Source organism: Chryseobacterium sp. DT-167 (genome assembly GCF_058310155.1).
In genome coordinates this window covers 445,278-461,735 of the sequence record NZ_JBZEEQ010000001.1, presented here as the reverse complement: position 1 = coordinate 461,735, position 16,458 = coordinate 445,278, and the positions used below count along the sequence as shown (strand labels likewise).

The 16,458-nt window shown below is 36.3% G+C and carries 14 protein-coding genes; 6 read left to right on the top strand and 8 right to left on the bottom strand.

The genetic code is table 11. The features are described 5' to 3' along the window. Positions 1-45: 45 nt before the first annotated feature. The gene (locus tag AC4FQ5_RS02010; RefSeq protein ID WP_491140827.1) at positions 46-1,263 is read right to left on the bottom strand and encodes a TCR/Tet family MFS transporter; all 1,218 of its coding nucleotides are present in this window, start codon (positions 1,261-1,263) and stop codon (positions 46-48) included. Positions 1,264-1,390: 127 nt separating this feature from the next. Further along, positions 1,391-4,300 carry a protein translocase subunit SecD gene (secD, locus tag AC4FQ5_RS02005; RefSeq protein ID WP_491140826.1) on the bottom strand — a complete coding sequence of 970 codons (2,910 nt, stop codon included), beginning with the start codon at positions 4,298-4,300 and terminating at the stop codon, positions 1,391-1,393. A 215-nt stretch (positions 4,301-4,515) separates the two neighbouring features. On the opposite strand from secD, the gene AC4FQ5_RS02000 reads away from it, so the two are divergent. Further along, the gene (locus AC4FQ5_RS02000; protein WP_491140825.1) at positions 4,516-5,877 is read left to right on the top strand and encodes a PQQ-dependent sugar dehydrogenase; all 1,362 of its coding nucleotides are present in this window, start codon (positions 4,516-4,518) and stop codon (positions 5,875-5,877) included. Between the two features lie 217 nt (positions 5,878-6,094). Here the strand turns inward: AC4FQ5_RS02000 and AC4FQ5_RS01995 are convergent, their stop codons facing one another. Continuing rightward, on the bottom strand, positions 6,095-6,418 hold the full coding sequence (locus AC4FQ5_RS01995) for a nuclear transport factor 2 family protein (protein WP_491140824.1): 324 nt from the start codon (positions 6,416-6,418) through the stop codon (positions 6,095-6,097). A 20-nt stretch (positions 6,419-6,438) separates the two neighbouring features. After that, entirely contained in the window at positions 6,439-7,230 is a 792-nt protein-coding gene (locus tag AC4FQ5_RS01990) for an SDR family oxidoreductase (protein ID WP_491140823.1), read from the bottom strand. Between the two features lie 128 nt (positions 7,231-7,358). On the opposite strand from AC4FQ5_RS01990, the gene AC4FQ5_RS01985 reads away from it, so the two are divergent. After that, positions 7,359-7,739: a winged helix-turn-helix transcriptional regulator gene (locus tag AC4FQ5_RS01985; RefSeq protein ID WP_491140822.1), complete on the top strand. Its 381-nt coding sequence runs from the start codon at positions 7,359-7,361 to the stop codon at positions 7,737-7,739. A 204-nt stretch (positions 7,740-7,943) separates the two neighbouring features. Here the strand turns inward: AC4FQ5_RS01985 and hemN are convergent, their stop codons facing one another. The 4 genes from hemN to AC4FQ5_RS01965 all read right to left on the bottom strand — a co-directional run bounded on the left by hemN (position 7,944) and on the right by AC4FQ5_RS01965 (position 13,072). Continuing rightward, a complete protein-coding gene (gene hemN / locus AC4FQ5_RS01980; RefSeq protein ID WP_491140821.1) occupies positions 7,944-9,380 on the bottom strand; it encodes an oxygen-independent coproporphyrinogen III oxidase in 1,437 nt (478 codons plus the stop codon). A gap of 95 nt (positions 9,381-9,475) precedes the next feature. Then, positions 9,476-10,372 carry a sialate O-acetylesterase gene (locus tag AC4FQ5_RS01975; RefSeq protein ID WP_491140820.1) on the bottom strand — a complete coding sequence of 299 codons (897 nt, stop codon included), beginning with the start codon at positions 10,370-10,372 and terminating at the stop codon, positions 9,476-9,478. Positions 10,373-10,480: 108 nt separating this feature from the next. Continuing rightward, positions 10,481-11,494 (bottom strand): WD40/YVTN/BNR-like repeat-containing protein, encoded by a 1,014-nt coding sequence (locus tag AC4FQ5_RS01970; RefSeq protein ID WP_491140819.1) that lies wholly within the window; start codon positions 11,492-11,494, stop codon positions 10,481-10,483. A 57-nt stretch (positions 11,495-11,551) separates the two neighbouring features. Further along, complete coding sequence (locus tag AC4FQ5_RS01965) at positions 11,552-13,072, bottom strand: APC family permease (RefSeq protein ID WP_491140818.1); 1,521 nt, start codon at positions 13,070-13,072, stop codon at positions 11,552-11,554. A gap of 164 nt (positions 13,073-13,236) precedes the next feature. On the opposite strand from AC4FQ5_RS01965, the gene pnuC reads away from it, so the two are divergent. From pnuC to mltG, 4 genes are all read left to right on the top strand, one after another. After that, complete coding sequence (pnuC, locus tag AC4FQ5_RS01960) at positions 13,237-13,914, top strand: nicotinamide riboside transporter PnuC (protein WP_491140817.1); 678 nt, start codon at positions 13,237-13,239, stop codon at positions 13,912-13,914. Next, positions 13,911-14,477, top strand: a complete 567-nt coding sequence (locus AC4FQ5_RS01955; protein ID WP_491140816.1) for a hypothetical protein — start codon at positions 13,911-13,913, stop codon at positions 14,475-14,477. The genes pnuC and AC4FQ5_RS01955 overlap by 4 nt, the downstream gene beginning before the upstream one ends. A 96-nt stretch (positions 14,478-14,573) precedes the next feature. Continuing rightward, positions 14,574-15,341: a diaminopimelate epimerase gene (gene dapF / locus AC4FQ5_RS01950; RefSeq protein WP_491140815.1), complete on the top strand. Its 768-nt coding sequence runs from the start codon at positions 14,574-14,576 to the stop codon at positions 15,339-15,341. Between the two features lie 34 nt (positions 15,342-15,375). Beyond that, entirely contained in the window at positions 15,376-16,401 is a 1,026-nt protein-coding gene (gene mltG, locus AC4FQ5_RS01945; RefSeq protein WP_491140814.1) for an endolytic transglycosylase MltG, read from the top strand. Positions 16,402-16,458: the final 57 nt, after the last annotated feature.

Below are 16,458 nucleotides of genomic sequence, written 5' to 3'. Positions count from 1 at the left end.
AATACATTACAAAATTAATTTCAAATTTAAAAAAAACTGCACGTTTTAAGATTTTTTCTTCTGAAAAGCGTAATATGTAACAATCACACTGATTGCCATCAATATAAATGCTAAAAAGAACGGCGCTCCTGAAAATTTAAACGGTGCATCTTCATGAGTAAAAAAGTAAAATAAATTGGTCATCATCGGAGGTCCGATAATCGCTGTTGCGCTCATCAAACTCGTCAATGCGCCTTGCAATTCACCCTGCTCGTTTGAAGGAACGCTTTTGGTGATGACAGATTGCAGAGCAGGACCGCAAATTCCCCCTAAACAGTAAGGAATAAGGAAAACAAACATCATCCACCCTTGAGTTGCAAAAGCAAAAAGAAGCATTCCGAAAGCATAAAGGGCTAAACCATAATAAATACTTTTCTGTTCGCCTAATTTAGGAGTTGTCCAGCGAATTAAAACTCCCTGTACCAAACCAACTAACAGTCCGACTACTCCGAGAGAAATCCCGACCATTCTTTCCGTCCAGTCAAATTCATACATAGTAAAGAAACTCCAGTTACTCTGCACGGCATGACCTGCAATATAGATTAAAATCAAGGCAACAATCAAACCTGAAATTTCAGGATGCTTCCCTAAAAATTTAAATGAACCAACCGGATTTGCGCGTTTCCAACTAAATTCTCTTCTTTTATCTTTATCTAAACTTTCAGGAAGAATAAAATATCCATACAAGAAATTCAATAAACACAAAACCGCCGCAGCATAAAACGGAACTCTCGCACCGTAATGCCCTAGAATACCACCGATCACAGGACCAATAATAAATCCAAGCCCGAAAGCAGCACCAATTAACCCGAAGTTTTTAGCCCGGTCTTCATCCGTAGAAATATCTGCAATGTATGCACTTGCTGTTGTTACACTTGCTCCGGTAATTCCTGCGATGATTCTCCCTGCAAAAAGCCAGATAATCGTTGGTGATAATGCTAAAAGAATATAATCAATGGCAAACCCGAACAATGAAATCAGAATAATAGGTCTTCGTCCGAATTTATCACTCAGATTTCCTACAATCGGAGAAAATAGAAATTGAGTAAAAGCATAAGCAAAACCAAGCCAACCTCCATATTTTGCAGCTTCACTGATATCAGCATGAATCAACTCTTTAATCAATGCCGGAACTACCGGAATGATAATTCCCCAACCTGTAATGTCGATCAGTAAAGTGATGAAAATAAAGCTCATCGCAGCTTTTTTCTTTGATTTTTCCATAGCCCTGCAAAAGTAATCAAATCTCTAAAAATAATGATTCTAAATTTTCTCTATTAAAAAAGTATAATATCCGGAAAACGAAAAAAGCCTTTCTAATGAAAGGCTTTTTCGTTTATTGTAGTTTAAATTATTTTGAAGCAAGAACTTCTTTATCAGAAGATGACTTTCCGTGAACACCTTCTTCTTTTCCTGTTTTAAGGAAGTCATAAGCAATCGCCGAAGCAATGAATATAGACGAATAGGTCCCAAAACCAATACCGATCAACATTGCAAACATAAATCCTCTCAGGTTATCTCCACCAAAGATGAAAATAGCCAAGATTACAAGAATCGTTGTGAATGAAGTGTTGAACGTTCTACCTAATGTACTTGAAATAGAATCGTCAAATAATCCTGCCAAGGTAAGAGATTTTTTCTCTCTTAAATACTCTCTGATTCTGTCGAAGATAATTACGGTATCGTTAATAGAATATCCCAAAACCGTCAAGATCGCAGCAACAAAATCCTGATTGATCTCCATATTGAAAGGCATGAATTTGTGAAGCAATGAATAAGCTCCCAAAATAATAACCGCATCATGGAACAATGCTGCAACAGCACCCAATGAGAATTGCCATTTTCTAAATCTAACCAAAATATAGATAAAGATCCCGGCTAAGGCAGCGGCAACAGCTAACATACCGTGAGTTTTGATATCATCTGCAACGGTAGGTCCTACCTTTTCAGAAGAAACAATTCCTGTCTCGCCTTTATCAGCAGCTTTGAAATCTTCCAGAGTGGTATTAGCGGGTAAGCTTGATTTTAAACCTTCATATAATTTCTGCTCAACAGTCTGGTCAGCTTTTAAAGATTCATCATCGATCAAATAATCTGTAGAGATCTTCAACTGATTTTCACTGCCAAAAGTTTTAGCTTCAACAGAAGAGTTTTTACCATCTTCAGTGGCAAATATTTTAATTAAATTCTGCTCAATGTTTTCTGCATTTACGTCTTTATCAAATCTCACGACGTAGTTTCTACCACCAGTAAAGTCAATTCCGTATTTGAATCCGTTGATTGCAATAGATGCAATACATACAACCGTTAAAATAGCAGAAATGATATAAGCATACTTTCTCTTTCCGATAAAATCAATCCAAGTATTTCTGAATAAGTTTTTAGTAGGAGCAGTCCAGACAGAAAGGTGTTTTCCTTTATTCAATCTGCTGAAAATCATCACTCTTGAAAGCAATACAGAAGTAAAGAATGTCATTAAGATACCAATTCCTAAAGTCAGAGCAAATCCTTTGATAGGACCTGTTCCGAACAAGAACAGTACACCTGCAGTCAATAACGTCGTTAAGTGACCATCAACAATCGCACTTAATGCATGTTTGAAACCATCTTTGTACGCTTCAAGAATGCTTTTTCCTGCGAATAATTCTTCTTTTGTCCTTTCGTAAATGATTACGTTCGTATCTACTGCCATCGCCATTGTAAGAACGATACCTGCAATACCGGGAAGCGTAAGTGTAGCATCTGCGGAATCCATAATTCCGAAAATGTAGAATAAGTTGATAATCATTGCGATTACAGCGTAAACTCCCGCTCCTCCGTAATAGAAAATGATATATGCAATAATGATTAAGAATGCAATACCGAATGAAAGCATTCCTGCATCAATAGACTCCTGCCCTAATGAAGGTCCTACCTGAGTAGCCTGTACAACTTTTGCACCTGCCGGTAATTTACCAGCTCCCAAAACGTCAACCAATTCTTTAGCTTCTTCCTGAGAGAAGTTACCAGAGATTTGAGTTCTACCGTTTGGAATAGCACCCACAACATTTGGCGCTGTGTATACTCTGTTATCCAAAGTTACTGCAACCGGTTTTCCAACGTTTTTCTCCGTTAAAGTTTTCCAGTCTTTCGCACCTTTAGAATCCATCTGCATATCTACAACTACTCTGCTGAGTTCATCGTAACCGATACTTGCAGTCTCAACCGCACCGTCTACCGGGGCTTTTTGGTTGATGTTTCCTTTTACGGCATACAATACCAAACTGTTTGTATCAGTAGATTCCGGTTTGTACCCCCACATAAACTGGGTATACTTAATGTTTGCAGGACGTAATGATTTAGCGATTTTGCTGTTTAATATTTTATTAACCTTCGCTGTGTCAGATAATTTTACGCTGGCAACACCATTCGTTCTCAATTTATCTAACTGAAGAAGATTCATGAAATTAATATTCTTTGCAACTCCAATAGAATCTCCTTTCGTAGAAACAGCAGTTGTAAGAGTCTGGAAGTAAGAAGCTACTTCAGGAATTTGCTGTACTTCCCAAAACTGAAGTTTCGCAGAAGTCTGAAGCATTTTTTTAACCTTATCAATGTCTTTCATTCCCGGCATTTCAACAGAAATTCTTGCGGTACCCGGAACTCTCTGAACATTCGGCTGAACTGCTCCCATTTTATCAATTCTGGTTCTGATTACTTCAAAAGCAGTACCTACAGAAAGGTCTATTCTTCTTTTGATGATACTCTGAACCTGCTCATCTGTCGTGTTGAATTTGATCTCAGAAAGATTCGTATTACCGAAAATCTCAGGATCTGCAAGTTTTAGATTAGCTCCTTTTGCTTTGTTTACAGCATCAAACTCAACAAAGAAATTGTCAATGTAAGATTTTGTTGAATTTTTCTGAACTTCATCTGTTTTGTTTAAAGCTTCGATCAGAATTGGGTTTGTAGAATAATTGGTTAAATCATTCACAAGATCTCTCTGATTGATCTCCAAAAGAACATTGATCCCACCCTTAAGGTCAAGACCAAGTTTCATTTCCTTGTCTTTCGCTTTGGTGTAATAAAGTTCCGTAAAACCTAGATTCAGTGTATCCTTAGAAAGTCTTGCGATTTCTTTCTGATACTTTTCCGGATTGTCTCCTGCAATAGCAGTTGCCTGCTTTTCAATTTTGCTGGCGTACCATGTTGGTAATAGCTCATTTAAGCAAATTAACCCTAGTACAATAGCAACAATTGTAATAAGTCCTTTTCCTTGCATTTTGTTATAACTACGTTAAATTAAGTCGGCAAATATAATGATTTTCTTGATATTTTATGAATTTTTAAGAACAGAAATCGTTTATTTTCAGATATATCGGTATTCTGCATTCAATTAAAGATTTACTAATTTTTAATTATGATTTTGATGAATTTTTCAATTGCCATTTGGTATGAAATTTTCATTAAACATAATACACTAAATATCAAAATATTATGAAAAAATCACTACTTTCAGTTTCATTATTTTCTTCCTTACTATTTTACTCTCAAAGTTTTGTATTGCAAGAATTTGCAACAGGTCTTACTGCACCTGTAGAAATCACGAATGCCAACGACAGCCGGTTATTTGTTGTACAACAGAATGGAATTATTAAAATCATTCAGCCCAATGGAACCATCAATGCAGCTGATTTTCTGAACATCAGTTCAAAAATAACCTATGGCGGAGAAAGAGGACTTCTCGGATTGGCCTTTCATCCGCAATATTCGACCAACGGTTATTTCTTTGTGTATTATAACAATACTGCCGGAAATATTGTCGTGGCGAGATATTCTGTAAGTACAACCAATCCGAATGTTGCGAATGATACCAGTGAAAAAATTATTCTCAACATTCCAAAACCATTTGATAATCATAATGGAGGCAGCATTCACTTTGCTCCCGACGGAAATCTATGGATCGTAACGGGTGATGGTGGCAGCGGTGGTGATCCTAATAATAACGGACAAAACAAAAATTCGTTGTTGGGAAAAATGTTGCGAATTGACGTCAATTCTACAGGACCATACAACATTCCTGCCGGAAATCCCTTTGTCGGAGTGGATGGCGCAGATGAGGTTTGGTCTTATGGACTCAGAAATGCATGGAAATTTTCATTCGATCAGACGACAGGAAATGCAATGATTGCAGATGTCGGACAGGGTGTAATTGAGGAGATCAACAAAATGCCAATTGCAACTCCAGCACTCAATTACGGATGGCGCTGTTACGAAGGCAACAACACTTACAATACAACTGGCTGTGCAGCTTCCGCCACAATGACTTTTCCAATTGCAGTGTATGATCATTCAGGCGGGAAATGTTCGATTACAGGTGGTTATGTGTATCGTGGAACTGCCTCACCAAGTCTTCAGGGAAGATATTTCTTTGCGGATTATTGTTCGCAACAGATCGGAACTTTAGATGCAGGCAATGTTATTACCTGGACAACTGCTTTCTCAGGAAATAATTTTTCAACTTTTGGAGAAGATTTTCAAAAAGAATTATATGTTGCAGCGGTCAATAACGGTAAAATCTATAAGATCACGACAGCAAGTTTAGGAACGCAGGGAAATAATTTGAATCAAATAAGAATTTATCCTAACCCTGCTCACGAAAAAGTTTTCGTAGAAGGATTACGATCTGCTGATGCTAAAGTAGAATTGATAAGTACAGAAGGTAAAATTGTTATGACTGATGTGAAACTGGATAGCGAAAACAGTCTCGACGTTACCGGAATCACACCCGGAGTTTATTATCTCAACATCAAATCAGGAGATTTGAAAGAGTACAGTCAGAAGCTGATTATCAAATAAATATTATAATTATCATTTTAAAAGATCGTTGATTCAATGGTCTTTTAATTGATAATTACTCGGCTAGCGTCTCTCGCAATTGATAAGATATCATTTAGATATTGAGCGCAGTCTTATGATTTTAGAAACTTTGCCAGACAACTTATTCACGCTATTCAACTCTGGATTCAAAAGATCTTTTTAAATAAAAAAGAACGGCTAAATTAGCCGTTCCCGATTATCCTGTAATTTTCAATGACTGTATCAATTCATCAGTTATTTCCAAATGATAAACCAATATAATAGGACTTCCATCAAAATTCCCTGAAACATTTACTTTTAAGATACTTTCCGTTCCTTTTTCACTAAAGCTGATAGGCTCCATTGTAGCCTTATATCGCTCATTGGCATCTGCAATCCAATGTTCTATTTCTTTTCTTCCATTGTGTGTTTTGCCTTCATCAAAAACGACTGCCGTTTCGGAAAAACAGTTTGCGTAAGCAACACTGTCAAAATTGTTTTGCGCTTGTACTAAATCTGATATTACTGTCGGTAAATTCATTGTTTTTTATTTTGAGGTTATTAAATAGTGGGTACAGTTCCACCGTCAATTACAAATTCTGTCCCTGTGAGATAGTTTGCTCTTGGCGAAACTAGAAAGCCGACAAATTCTGCAACTTCTCTGGGTTCTGCCGGTCGTCCGAATGGTATTCCACCCAGTGCATCCATTACACTTTGTTGCGCTTCTTCTACAGTACTATTCGCGTTTCTTGCAATCTCGCCAAGCCAGGCTTCCGATGCTGTGGTATTGATCCAGCCTGGCGAAACAGTCAGCACACGAACACCCTTCGGCGTAACTTCATTCGATAAACTTTTACTGTAGTTTCTCAATCCTGCTTTTGCAGCTGCATAAGGTAAAGTTGAATCGTACAAAGGGAGTTTACCCTGTATTGAAGCTATGTGAATGATCACACCGCTTTTCCTGTCAACCATCTGTGGTAAAAATCCTCTGTCCAGCCGCACCGGGGCAAGCAAATTAGCCTGCAGGGTTGAAATCCAATCTACATCAGTTAATACAGAAAATCCACCTGCAGGCGTCGATGAAGATCCAAGGTTGTTTACAAGAATATCCAGCCTTCCATAAGTTGATAGCACCTCATTCACCACCTTTTGTGATCCCTCTACCGTACTTAAATCAGCGGAGATGAAATGCAACTTCTCGTTTTCCTCTTCCGGCGCATTCCTTGCAGTAATAATAACTGTTGCACCAGCCTGCAAAAGCCTTTCTGCAATTGCTCTTCCTGCTCCTTTTGTTCCGCCCGTTACCAAGGCAATCTTGCCTGATAACTCATTGTTGAAATTAAATTGTTCCATTTTTTAAGATTATTTGTAGGACAAAATTGGGGCATAAAAACAGTTTCCACAAGTACGGAAATACGATTCATATAGGGAAAAATTATTCCCCTATTGTATCAATCGGAACATACGTTTAATTTTGCAATATGTATGAGAGAAAAATAATACCTAACCTGAATTGCGGTCTTGATCTGATCGGTGAAGTACTTTACGGAAAATGGAAGATACGCTTGCTTTGGTTTATCCACCAAGGGCATAAAAGACCGAGTGAATTGCAGCGCAAAATACCGGATGCCTCACGAAGGGTTTTAAATATTCAGCTGAAAGAATTGGAGGAACACGAACTTGTTTCAAAAATTATCTATCCTGTCGTTCCGCCAAAAGTAGAATATTCACTTACAGAGTTCGGTGAGAGTCTCATTCCTGTAGTAGGAGTTTTAGGTCAATGGGCAGATCAGCATGAGGATCGATTGCGAATGTTGATTATTAAGAAAATTCAGGGATCTGCCGACACAAAGGAAGATTAAAAAAAATCTGCGTAACTAAATTTAATCAGGTCAAATATATTTTTATTTTTCCTAATTATGTTTTTTTGTCAACTCATATACTTTCATCTGATTATTTAAACTAATAAATATTTTTGAGACAAAACTTCATCTCCTTTATAGTTAAATAATTATTCATTGCAGATGCAGGTATGTTCTGATTTTAAGATTTATACCGCTTTTTCATTATATCGTCATTGAGAAAATTCTTGTCTCCGGTTTATTTCTCATCATTCGGAGATCAAAAACCATGGCAACGTTTCTCGTGAATGCTCTACCCTTTTCGGTAATTTTTATTTGGTTATCATGAATTTTCACCAATTCATCTTTTTCCATTTCCTTTAACATTTCGAAAGCATTTTCAAGTTCAGGAAAAGAATTTTGAATATCAAAAGTAGTTTCAAGCTGACACATTAAATTTAAAATGTGTCTTCTTACAATCAAGTCTTCTTCATTCAGAATATGCCCTTTTACCACAGGAATTACGCCCTCTTCAACAATTTTCTGATACTCTTCTACCGTTTTCACATTCTGCGCAAAAGCATACCATGAATCTGAGATGGCAGACATCCCCAAACCAACCATCAACTGAGTATTGCTTGAAGTATATCCCATGAAATTACGGTGAAGTTTTTTCTGAATTAAAGATTGATACAGATCATCATGCTCCAGAGAAAAATGATCCATTCCCACCTCAATATATCCTAAATTTTCTAAAAGTCTTTTGCCATCTTCATACAAACGTCGCTTTTCTTCGCCACTCGGAAGATCATTTTCGTCAAAACCTCTTTGCCCTACTCCTTTTACCCACGGAACGTGAGCATAAGAATAAAATGCCAAACGGTCTGGTTTTAATTCCATTGTTTTGCGGATCGTATGCTCCATTGCTTCCCAACTTTGATGCGGAAGTCCGAACACCAAATCATGACTGATCCCTGTATAACCGATTTCACGGGCGATTTCTGTGACTTCTTTTACTTTTTCGAAAGGCTGAATTCTGTTGATCGCTTTCTGTACTTTCGGATCATAATCCTGAACCCCAAAACTTGCTCTTCGGAAACCTAAATCATACAGAGTCTGAAGATGTTGTCTTGCTGTATTATTCGGGTGACCTTCAAATGAAAACTCGGGATGCTCAGCGATTTCAACCGTTGAAAAAATCCCTTCCAATAATATTTTTAAATTCTGAGGAGAGAAAAAAGTGGGAGTTCCGCCACCAAGATGAAGTTCCTTGAGCTTAGGCTTGTTGGAGGGTTTGAGGGTTTGAGAATCTGAGAGTTGTGAACTTTCATCTTCATTTCCCAAGCTTCCTTTTATACTATTATTTTCAAACAGTTCTAAATATAATTTCCATTCTTTTAAAACACTTTCAAGATAAGGAATTTCTACGCTGTGCTGTTTGGTAATACGTTTATGACAAGCGCAAAACGTACATAAAGCCTCACAGAAAGGCAGGTGAATATAAATTGAAATCCCTTCTTCCGAATTGCTTTCATTGAAAGATCTTATCACACTTTCTTTCCACTTTTCTGGTGAAAAAGTGCTTTCGTCCCAATAAGGAACGGTGGGATAAGACGTGTAACGAGGTCCGGGAATATTATATTTATCGATTAACGAATTCATTCTGAAATTTTAAAAAAGATTAAATCCTTGTGAGATTTTTATCATGCAAAATTAACCATTACGGATGACTTTTTGAGCATGAAATATATTAGTTCTTATTTTATAATCAATCTAAATACTTCGTCAGCAAAGTTTTTTCCTAAATCAATATAACCCGCACTGTCATAATGCCAAGGATCATTTCCGTAATTGTATTTTTTGGTTGCACGGACGATTGCAGCGTTTTTATCTGTTTTTACAAATTTTTCCTGAGCGTATTGTACCAGTTCACCAGTTGGCCAAACTTTTCCTTTTTCATTCTTTCCCGAATCTGAAATTTTCCCGATCACAACAGGAAGATCATCCGTAAGTAAAGCTGCGCGCATCTGATTCATTAAAATCTTCAAATGAGCGTAATATCTGCTGGCAATTTCTTCATCGTAACTTGCGTCACCTTCACCCTGCATCCACAAAATTCCTGATGGAATGATTTCGTCTTTTTTCCCGTTTCCGTCAATATCGGTTTCAGACAAAGCATTTTTCACTGTTTTCAGAAAATTATCATATTGATTAATCCCATTTTTGCCATTAAAATCAGCATCCCAACATCCGAAATTTGCTGCTGCAATGCTGTCAATAGAAGTTCCTTCTCTCGCATATTTGATTAAAGCAATTTTATCATTCGGGAAAAGTTCTTTCATTCTTTTAGCAAAAGAAAGCTCCAGACCAAATCTGTCTGAAAGCGTATTTGTTTTGCCGTCTGATTTGAAACCGGTTCCGTTTCCTGGCTTTAAAACGTCCCATTTTCCAGTACCGCCATTCAGATCACCATCCGGAACTGAGTTTCCCTGAAATATATAAACGTCTTTAAAAGATTTTAAATCATTCGGAAGATCTTTATTATATCCGAAACCATTCATATTTGACTGTCCGGCAAGAATAAAAATCCTTATTTTTTGTGTGTAAAATAAAGCAGGAACTAAGAGTAAAAAAAATATTTTCAGATTTTTCATTGGAGAAATTTTGTTCAAAGGTAATTTGAAAAAATCAGTTAAATAAACGATATCGTCTATCAGAAACATTAGAATAAAAAATAAACCAACTTAAATTTCATTTAAATATCAATCTATTTTCATTTTTATAATTCTGTCTTTTCCTGCAAAAACTAACGTTTTGTCATCAATCCATTCGCAGACAAAAAGTCCTTTTTCGTCAGAGATTTTCTTCCATGTTTTCCCGAAATCTGATGAGTAACTGATGTGCTGATCTCCAACTGCGATAATCTCTTTCCCTTTAGAATTTGATTTTATCTTTACGCAAGTTGTATATCCTGCATTTTTTCCGGAAGCCTGAATCTGCCATGTTTTCCCGCCGTCAATTGTCGTTGCGATATTATTGATGTTGGCTTCTTGTTTGGTATAATCTCCACCGACTGCAATCCCAAATTTATCATCAGAAAAATCAATTGAATAAATCCCTTGTGAAGATATTCCTTGGACGAAAGGAGTACTAAACGCTTCTAATTTGTCATTTTTAAGATTTAACCTTAAAATTCTTGAAGTATTTCCTCCTGTTCCAATCCAAAGATAGTTTTGTCCTGCGGAAATATTGGTATTGCTTGCTGCAAAAGCTGCCTCACCAACATTCAATTTTAAATGTGAATAGTTTTTGATTTCAAACTTTCCATTTTTCATACTGAATTGCAGCAGCTTTAGTTTTAAATCTTTTGCCGGATCTGAAAAAGCATAAAATTTATTTTTATTGAAATACAGGGCGTCATAAAAAGCAGTTTTTGCAGTATCCTGATAAACTACATTAAACTTCAGGCTCTTTTTGTCAACTTTGAAAAACTGCGAAGGACTTTCAATATTAATTGCATAAAATGAATTTTTATCCTGTGCCAAAGTTCTGAACTGAAGTTTCTTCTCGGACAGTATAATCTGCTTCTTATTTTCTGGATTTTTTGAATCGACATATCCGAATTTTGAATCTGTTCCGCTGTACCAAACTTTATTGTCGTAAATTTCAAGGGCGCGAATGCTTATTTTATCATTCAATAAAGTTTCAAAACTAACCTTTTGGGAAAATATTAAAAATCCAAAAAGTGAAAATAAAAGTGGCAGTAGTTTTTTCATAGTTAACAAAAATAAAAAAACCACAGAAAATTCTGTGGTTTTTATAAGTTTATATTTTTACAAATCTAAGTCCGGTTTTTGTAAAGGCTCCTGCTCAGCTTTGAACGTTTCACCATAACCAACTTTATGTAATTTACTGTTTCTAAGACTGTATGTAAAATAGATCAGTACCCCCAAAGCCAACCACGCAATAGATAGATATTTTGCTTCGTGGCTAAGATTCCAGATCAGATAAAGATTAATACAGATTCCTAGAGTTGCAATAACCGGCAAAGCAGGAACTTTGAAATTTCTCTGTAACTGAGGTTCTTTTTTTCTCAGGATCCAGACGGCAACACAAACCATTGTAAAGGCAAACAAAGTCCCGAAGCTCGTCATATCCGCTAATTTACTAATCGGCGTGAATGCCGCAACGGTTGCAATTAAAATCCCTAAAAGCATCAAACTTTTTGCAGGTGTTTTTTTCAAAGGATGCAAATCGCTGAACATTTTAGGAATAAGACCGTCTTTAGACATTCCCAAAAAGATTCTAGACTGCCCCATGATCATTACCATCAATACGGACACCAAACCTACTGTTGCAGCAATTGTAATAATATAACCTGCCCAACCTTGACCGGCAATTTCAAAAGCATACGCTACAGGAGCTTTGATCGCATCAGGATATTTTCCCTGAGGATTAAAATCTGAATAATGCATCATCCCTGTAAGAACTAATGAAACCAAAATGTATAAAACTGTACAAACCAAAAGTGATACGATGATCGCAAACGGTACGTCTTTTTTAGGATTGATCGCTTCTCCTGCCTGAGTAGAAACTGCATCAAAACCTACATAAGCAAAGAAAATTGCTGCTGCTCCGGAAACAATTCCCTGAATACCGTAAGCTTCTTTCATATTTTCGCCTTCTTTAACCATTTCAGGTACCGGAATAAATGGATCCCAGTTTTCTGTATTGATAAAAAATACTCCGGCAATAATTACAAATAATACTGCTGAAACTTTCATAATTACAATCAGGTTGTTCGCTTTAGCTGCTTCTTTCGTTCCTTTAATAAGGATAGAAATCACAAATAAAACAATTAGAAAAGCAGGCAAATTCATTGAAAATCCTTCTCCTGTGTAACTTGCAGGATCAGAAGTAAGATAATCCGGAAGTTCGATATGGAACATCTTGAGAAGTTTATTAAAATATCCTGACCATGATACGGCGACCGTCATAGATCCCATCGCATATTCGAGGATAAGCCCCCAACCGATAATCCACGCAAAAATTTCTCCTACAGTTCCGTATGCATAAGCATAAGCAGAACCTTCTACAGGTAAAATAGATGCAAATTCTGAATAACACAAGGCCGCAAAAACACAAGCGATCCCGGCAATTACAAAAGAAAGTGCCAATGCAGGCCCTGCATGATAATATGCACCAGTTCCTGTTAACACAAAAATTCCACCTCCGATGATCGCTCCGATCCCGATGGCTGTAAGACTCCATTTACCGAGTACCCTTTTCAATTGGCTACTTTTCATATCGTCCTCAAAAGCACTCATGGGCTTTTTGGTCCAAATTTTAGACATATTTTTTATTTATTAAAGATTTACGAAAATATAAAAAATTTATAGATCTTAACATTTATTAATAAACTTTCGATATTAAATTTAAATTTTAAAATATAAAAAACTGATTTACACCTGTTTTAAAACATTTCAGGGCGACTGATATTTTCATTATTTTTGATGACATGAATTTATATGATCTTTTTATAAAACCGTACGAATCTTACACTTATTTACAGATTCTGCTGGAAGCTACGGGAACTATTTTCGGAATCCTAAGCGTTTACCTTTCCATTAAAAAAAATATCTGGCTTTATCCTACAGGAATAATTTCTACATTAATTTACGTTTATATTCTTTTCAATTTCGGATTGCTTGGTGACTGTATGATCAATGTTTATTATACTGCAATGAGTATTTATGGCTGGATTTTGTGGTCAAAAAACACTGAAGATCACATTCATGTAGATGTAACCTGGGCAACGAGAAAAGAATGGATCTTTGCTATCACACTTTTTATGCTCAGTGTAATAATGGTAACTGTCATCTATTATTACAAACCATACATTGACAATCATTTTTCATTCGATGGCGCAGATCTGGGATTACATCATCTGGATTGGGCAAACTGGCTTGATGTAATTGTCACCTCAACTTTTCTCGTAGGAATGTGGCTCATGGCGAAACGCCGCATCGAGAGCTGGATTTTCTGGATCTTAGGAGATTTAGTTTGTATTCCTATGTTAATTTATAAAGAGCTCGGAATCACTTCGGTTCAATATTTGGTATTTACCATAATGGCGATCATGGGATACGTCAACTGGAAAAAAAGTTTTAAAGAGAAAAATACAGTAAAGTCATGAGAAATTTAATAAAAATAGCATTCACACTAGTCGTAGCAGCAAGTTTAACTTCTTGTATGTCGTATAATAACGGATATGCAGACACCTATGGAGATCCGTATTATGATAATGGATATTATTACGCACCTCAAGGTTACTATAACACAGGAGGATATTATGGTAATGACGGATATTACTATAGAAATGACATGAGATACTACTATGACAATGGTGTACCTTATTATTATGGAAATAATAGAACAAAAGTGTATGTAGAAAAAAGAAGCCCTTCAAACAGACCTGCTCCTAGTTTCAGAGATACACCCAATAACAATAACGGAAATTACACAAACCCAAGAAACAATAACAACAGCAACCGGAATAATAGCGGTAACAGGGGTTTTAGAAATTCAGGAAGTAACAGCAGCCAAAGACAGCAACAACAAACCGCTCCGAGGTCAAACAGCAACAGCGGTTTCCGAAATGGTACCAACAGTACAAGAAACACTGCACCTTCCACTCCTGCGACTCCTCAAACTCCCCAACAGAATAATCCAACAAGGTCTAACGGAGGATTCAGATAGTAATCATTCTAAATAAGTCAACGGACAGCCACCACTGTTCGTTTTTTCGTTTTTATTATAGTAATTTTGCACGTTAATTTTTTAGACAGATAAAGTATGGAATTTTATAAATACCAGGGAACAGGAAACGACTTTGTAATGATCGACAACCGTGATCTGCAGTTTCCAAAAGATAAAAAAATCATTGAAAGATTGTGCGACAGACGATTTGGAATCGGTGCAGACGGTCTGATTTTGCTCGAAAACGATGATAAGTACGATTTTAAAATGGTATACTACAATTCTGACGGCGGAGAAAGCACAATGTGCGGAAACGGCGGAAGATGTCTCGTGGCCTTTGCTTTTTTTCTTGATATCTTTGAAAACAAATGCACCTTCATAGCCATCGATGGTGAACACGAAGCGGAAATTCACAACGAAATCGTAAAATTAAAAATGATCGATGTTGACAGCATTAATAATGACGGAAATGATTCAGTTTTAAATACCGGTTCACCACATTACGTAAAATATGTAGAAGATATTGCTAATTTCAATGTCTTTGCAGAAGGAAACAGCATCAGAAATTCTGAAAATTACAGTAAAAATGGCATCAATGTAAATTTTGTTGAAAATATTTCTGATGATGAAATTTTCGTAAGAACCTATGAACGAGGCGTTGAGGACGAAACTTTCAGTTGCGGAACAGGAGTTACTGCTTCTGCTTTAACTTTTCTTCAAAAAAGCAATCTAACTTCCATAAAAGTTAAAACGTTGGGTGGCGATCTCAAAGTATATGCCGAAAAAAACGGAGATTCTTTCCGTGAAATTTGGCTTGAAGGTCCGGCAAAACAGGTGTTCAGAGGTAAGATAGATCTTATTTAAATCAAACAAAAAACTTTTAATCAACTGATCAATAATGAAAAAAGCTATTCTCATTATCGTACTCCTTATTCTTGCTGTGGCAGGATTTTTTGGTTTTAAATTTTATAAAAAATATTACGGAAACAACGTGCAGAAAGATGGTTACGTTCTTATTCCTCATGGTGCAGAGTTTAAGCAGATTTTAGATTCTATTGCACCTTATGTTGACAACAAAGAGTCTTTTACAGATGTTGCCAAAGATAAAGAGATGGATCAATTTTTCAAGCCAGGACGTTACCATTTTAAAAAAGGTGCGAGCAATACAAGCTTGGTGAATATGATCAAAGCAGGAAATCAGACTGAAAACTCTTTCAGAATTGGCGATTTCGGAGATATTTATCAGATGGTCGGTAAAGTTTCAAAGAAAACTGAATTGGATTCATTGAGATTTGTAGATGATTTAAACAAAATTGCTTCTGAAAAAGGCTACACCAATGCGGAAGATTTGAAAAAGTATTTTTTCATTGACACTTATAATTTCTTCTGGACGGTAACTCCGAAAGAATTTTTCAAGAAATTTGAAGATCAGTACAACGAATTCTGGACTGCCGACAGAAAAGCAAAAGAACAGAAATCCGGCTTGACAAGAGATCAGATTTATGCTTTGGCATCCATCGTTTATAAAGAATCGGGAGGAAAACCCGACGAAATGAAAACCATAGCAGGTTTATATTTAAACCGTTACAGAAAAGGAATGAAATTACAGTCTGATCCTACTGTAATCTATGCGATGAATAAGCAAAACAACTTTAAAGAATCTATTAAAAGAGTTATGTTTAAGCATTTGAAAACTCCGTCTCCATACAATACGTATGCAAATACAGGAATTCCCCCGGGACCAATCTGCGTGGTTGATAAGAACTCTGTAGAAGCAGTTTTGGATGCAGAAAACAATGAGTATATTTTTATGTGTGCCGATCCTGCGAGAATGGGTTATCACAAATTTACAGCCAGTGCAGAAGAGCATGTAATCAATGCAAAAGCATACCAAGACTGGCTCAATTCTAAAAATATCAAATGATAAATATATTTAACTTTTATTTAACAATTAAATAATTAACATTTCGCTCTCAAAAGC

Bases quoted from the DNA above. Each gene is read 5' to 3' on its own strand.
- AC4FQ5_RS02010 (WP_491140827.1), bottom strand. From the start codon at position 1,263: ATGGAAAAATCAAAGAAAAAAGCTGCGATGAGCTTTATTTTCATCACT.
- secD (WP_491140826.1), bottom strand. From the start codon at position 4,300: ATGCAAGGAAAAGGACTTATTACAATTGTTGCTATTGTACTAGGGTTA.
- AC4FQ5_RS02000 (WP_491140825.1), top strand. From the start codon at position 4,516: ATGAAAAAATCACTACTTTCAGTTTCATTATTTTCTTCCTTACTATTT.
- AC4FQ5_RS01995 (WP_491140824.1), bottom strand. From the start codon at position 6,418: ATGAATTTACCGACAGTAATATCAGATTTAGTACAAGCGCAAAACAAT.
- AC4FQ5_RS01990 (WP_491140823.1), bottom strand. From the start codon at position 7,230: ATGGAACAATTTAATTTCAACAATGAGTTATCAGGCAAGATTGCCTTG.
- AC4FQ5_RS01985 (WP_491140822.1), top strand. From the start codon at position 7,359: ATGTATGAGAGAAAAATAATACCTAACCTGAATTGCGGTCTTGATCTG.
- hemN (WP_491140821.1), bottom strand. From the start codon at position 9,380: ATGAATTCGTTAATCGATAAATATAATATTCCCGGACCTCGTTACACG.
- AC4FQ5_RS01975 (WP_491140820.1), bottom strand. From the start codon at position 10,372: ATGAAAAATCTGAAAATATTTTTTTTACTCTTAGTTCCTGCTTTATTT.
- AC4FQ5_RS01970 (WP_491140819.1), bottom strand. From the start codon at position 11,494: ATGAAAAAACTACTGCCACTTTTATTTTCACTTTTTGGATTTTTAATA.
- AC4FQ5_RS01965 (WP_491140818.1), bottom strand. From the start codon at position 13,072: ATGTCTAAAATTTGGACCAAAAAGCCCATGAGTGCTTTTGAGGACGAT.
- pnuC (WP_491140817.1), top strand. From the start codon at position 13,237: ATGAATTTATATGATCTTTTTATAAAACCGTACGAATCTTACACTTAT.
- AC4FQ5_RS01955 (WP_491140816.1), top strand. From the start codon at position 13,911: ATGAGAAATTTAATAAAAATAGCATTCACACTAGTCGTAGCAGCAAGT.
- dapF (WP_491140815.1), top strand. From the start codon at position 14,574: ATGGAATTTTATAAATACCAGGGAACAGGAAACGACTTTGTAATGATC.
- mltG (WP_491140814.1), top strand. From the start codon at position 15,376: ATGAAAAAAGCTATTCTCATTATCGTACTCCTTATTCTTGCTGTGGCA.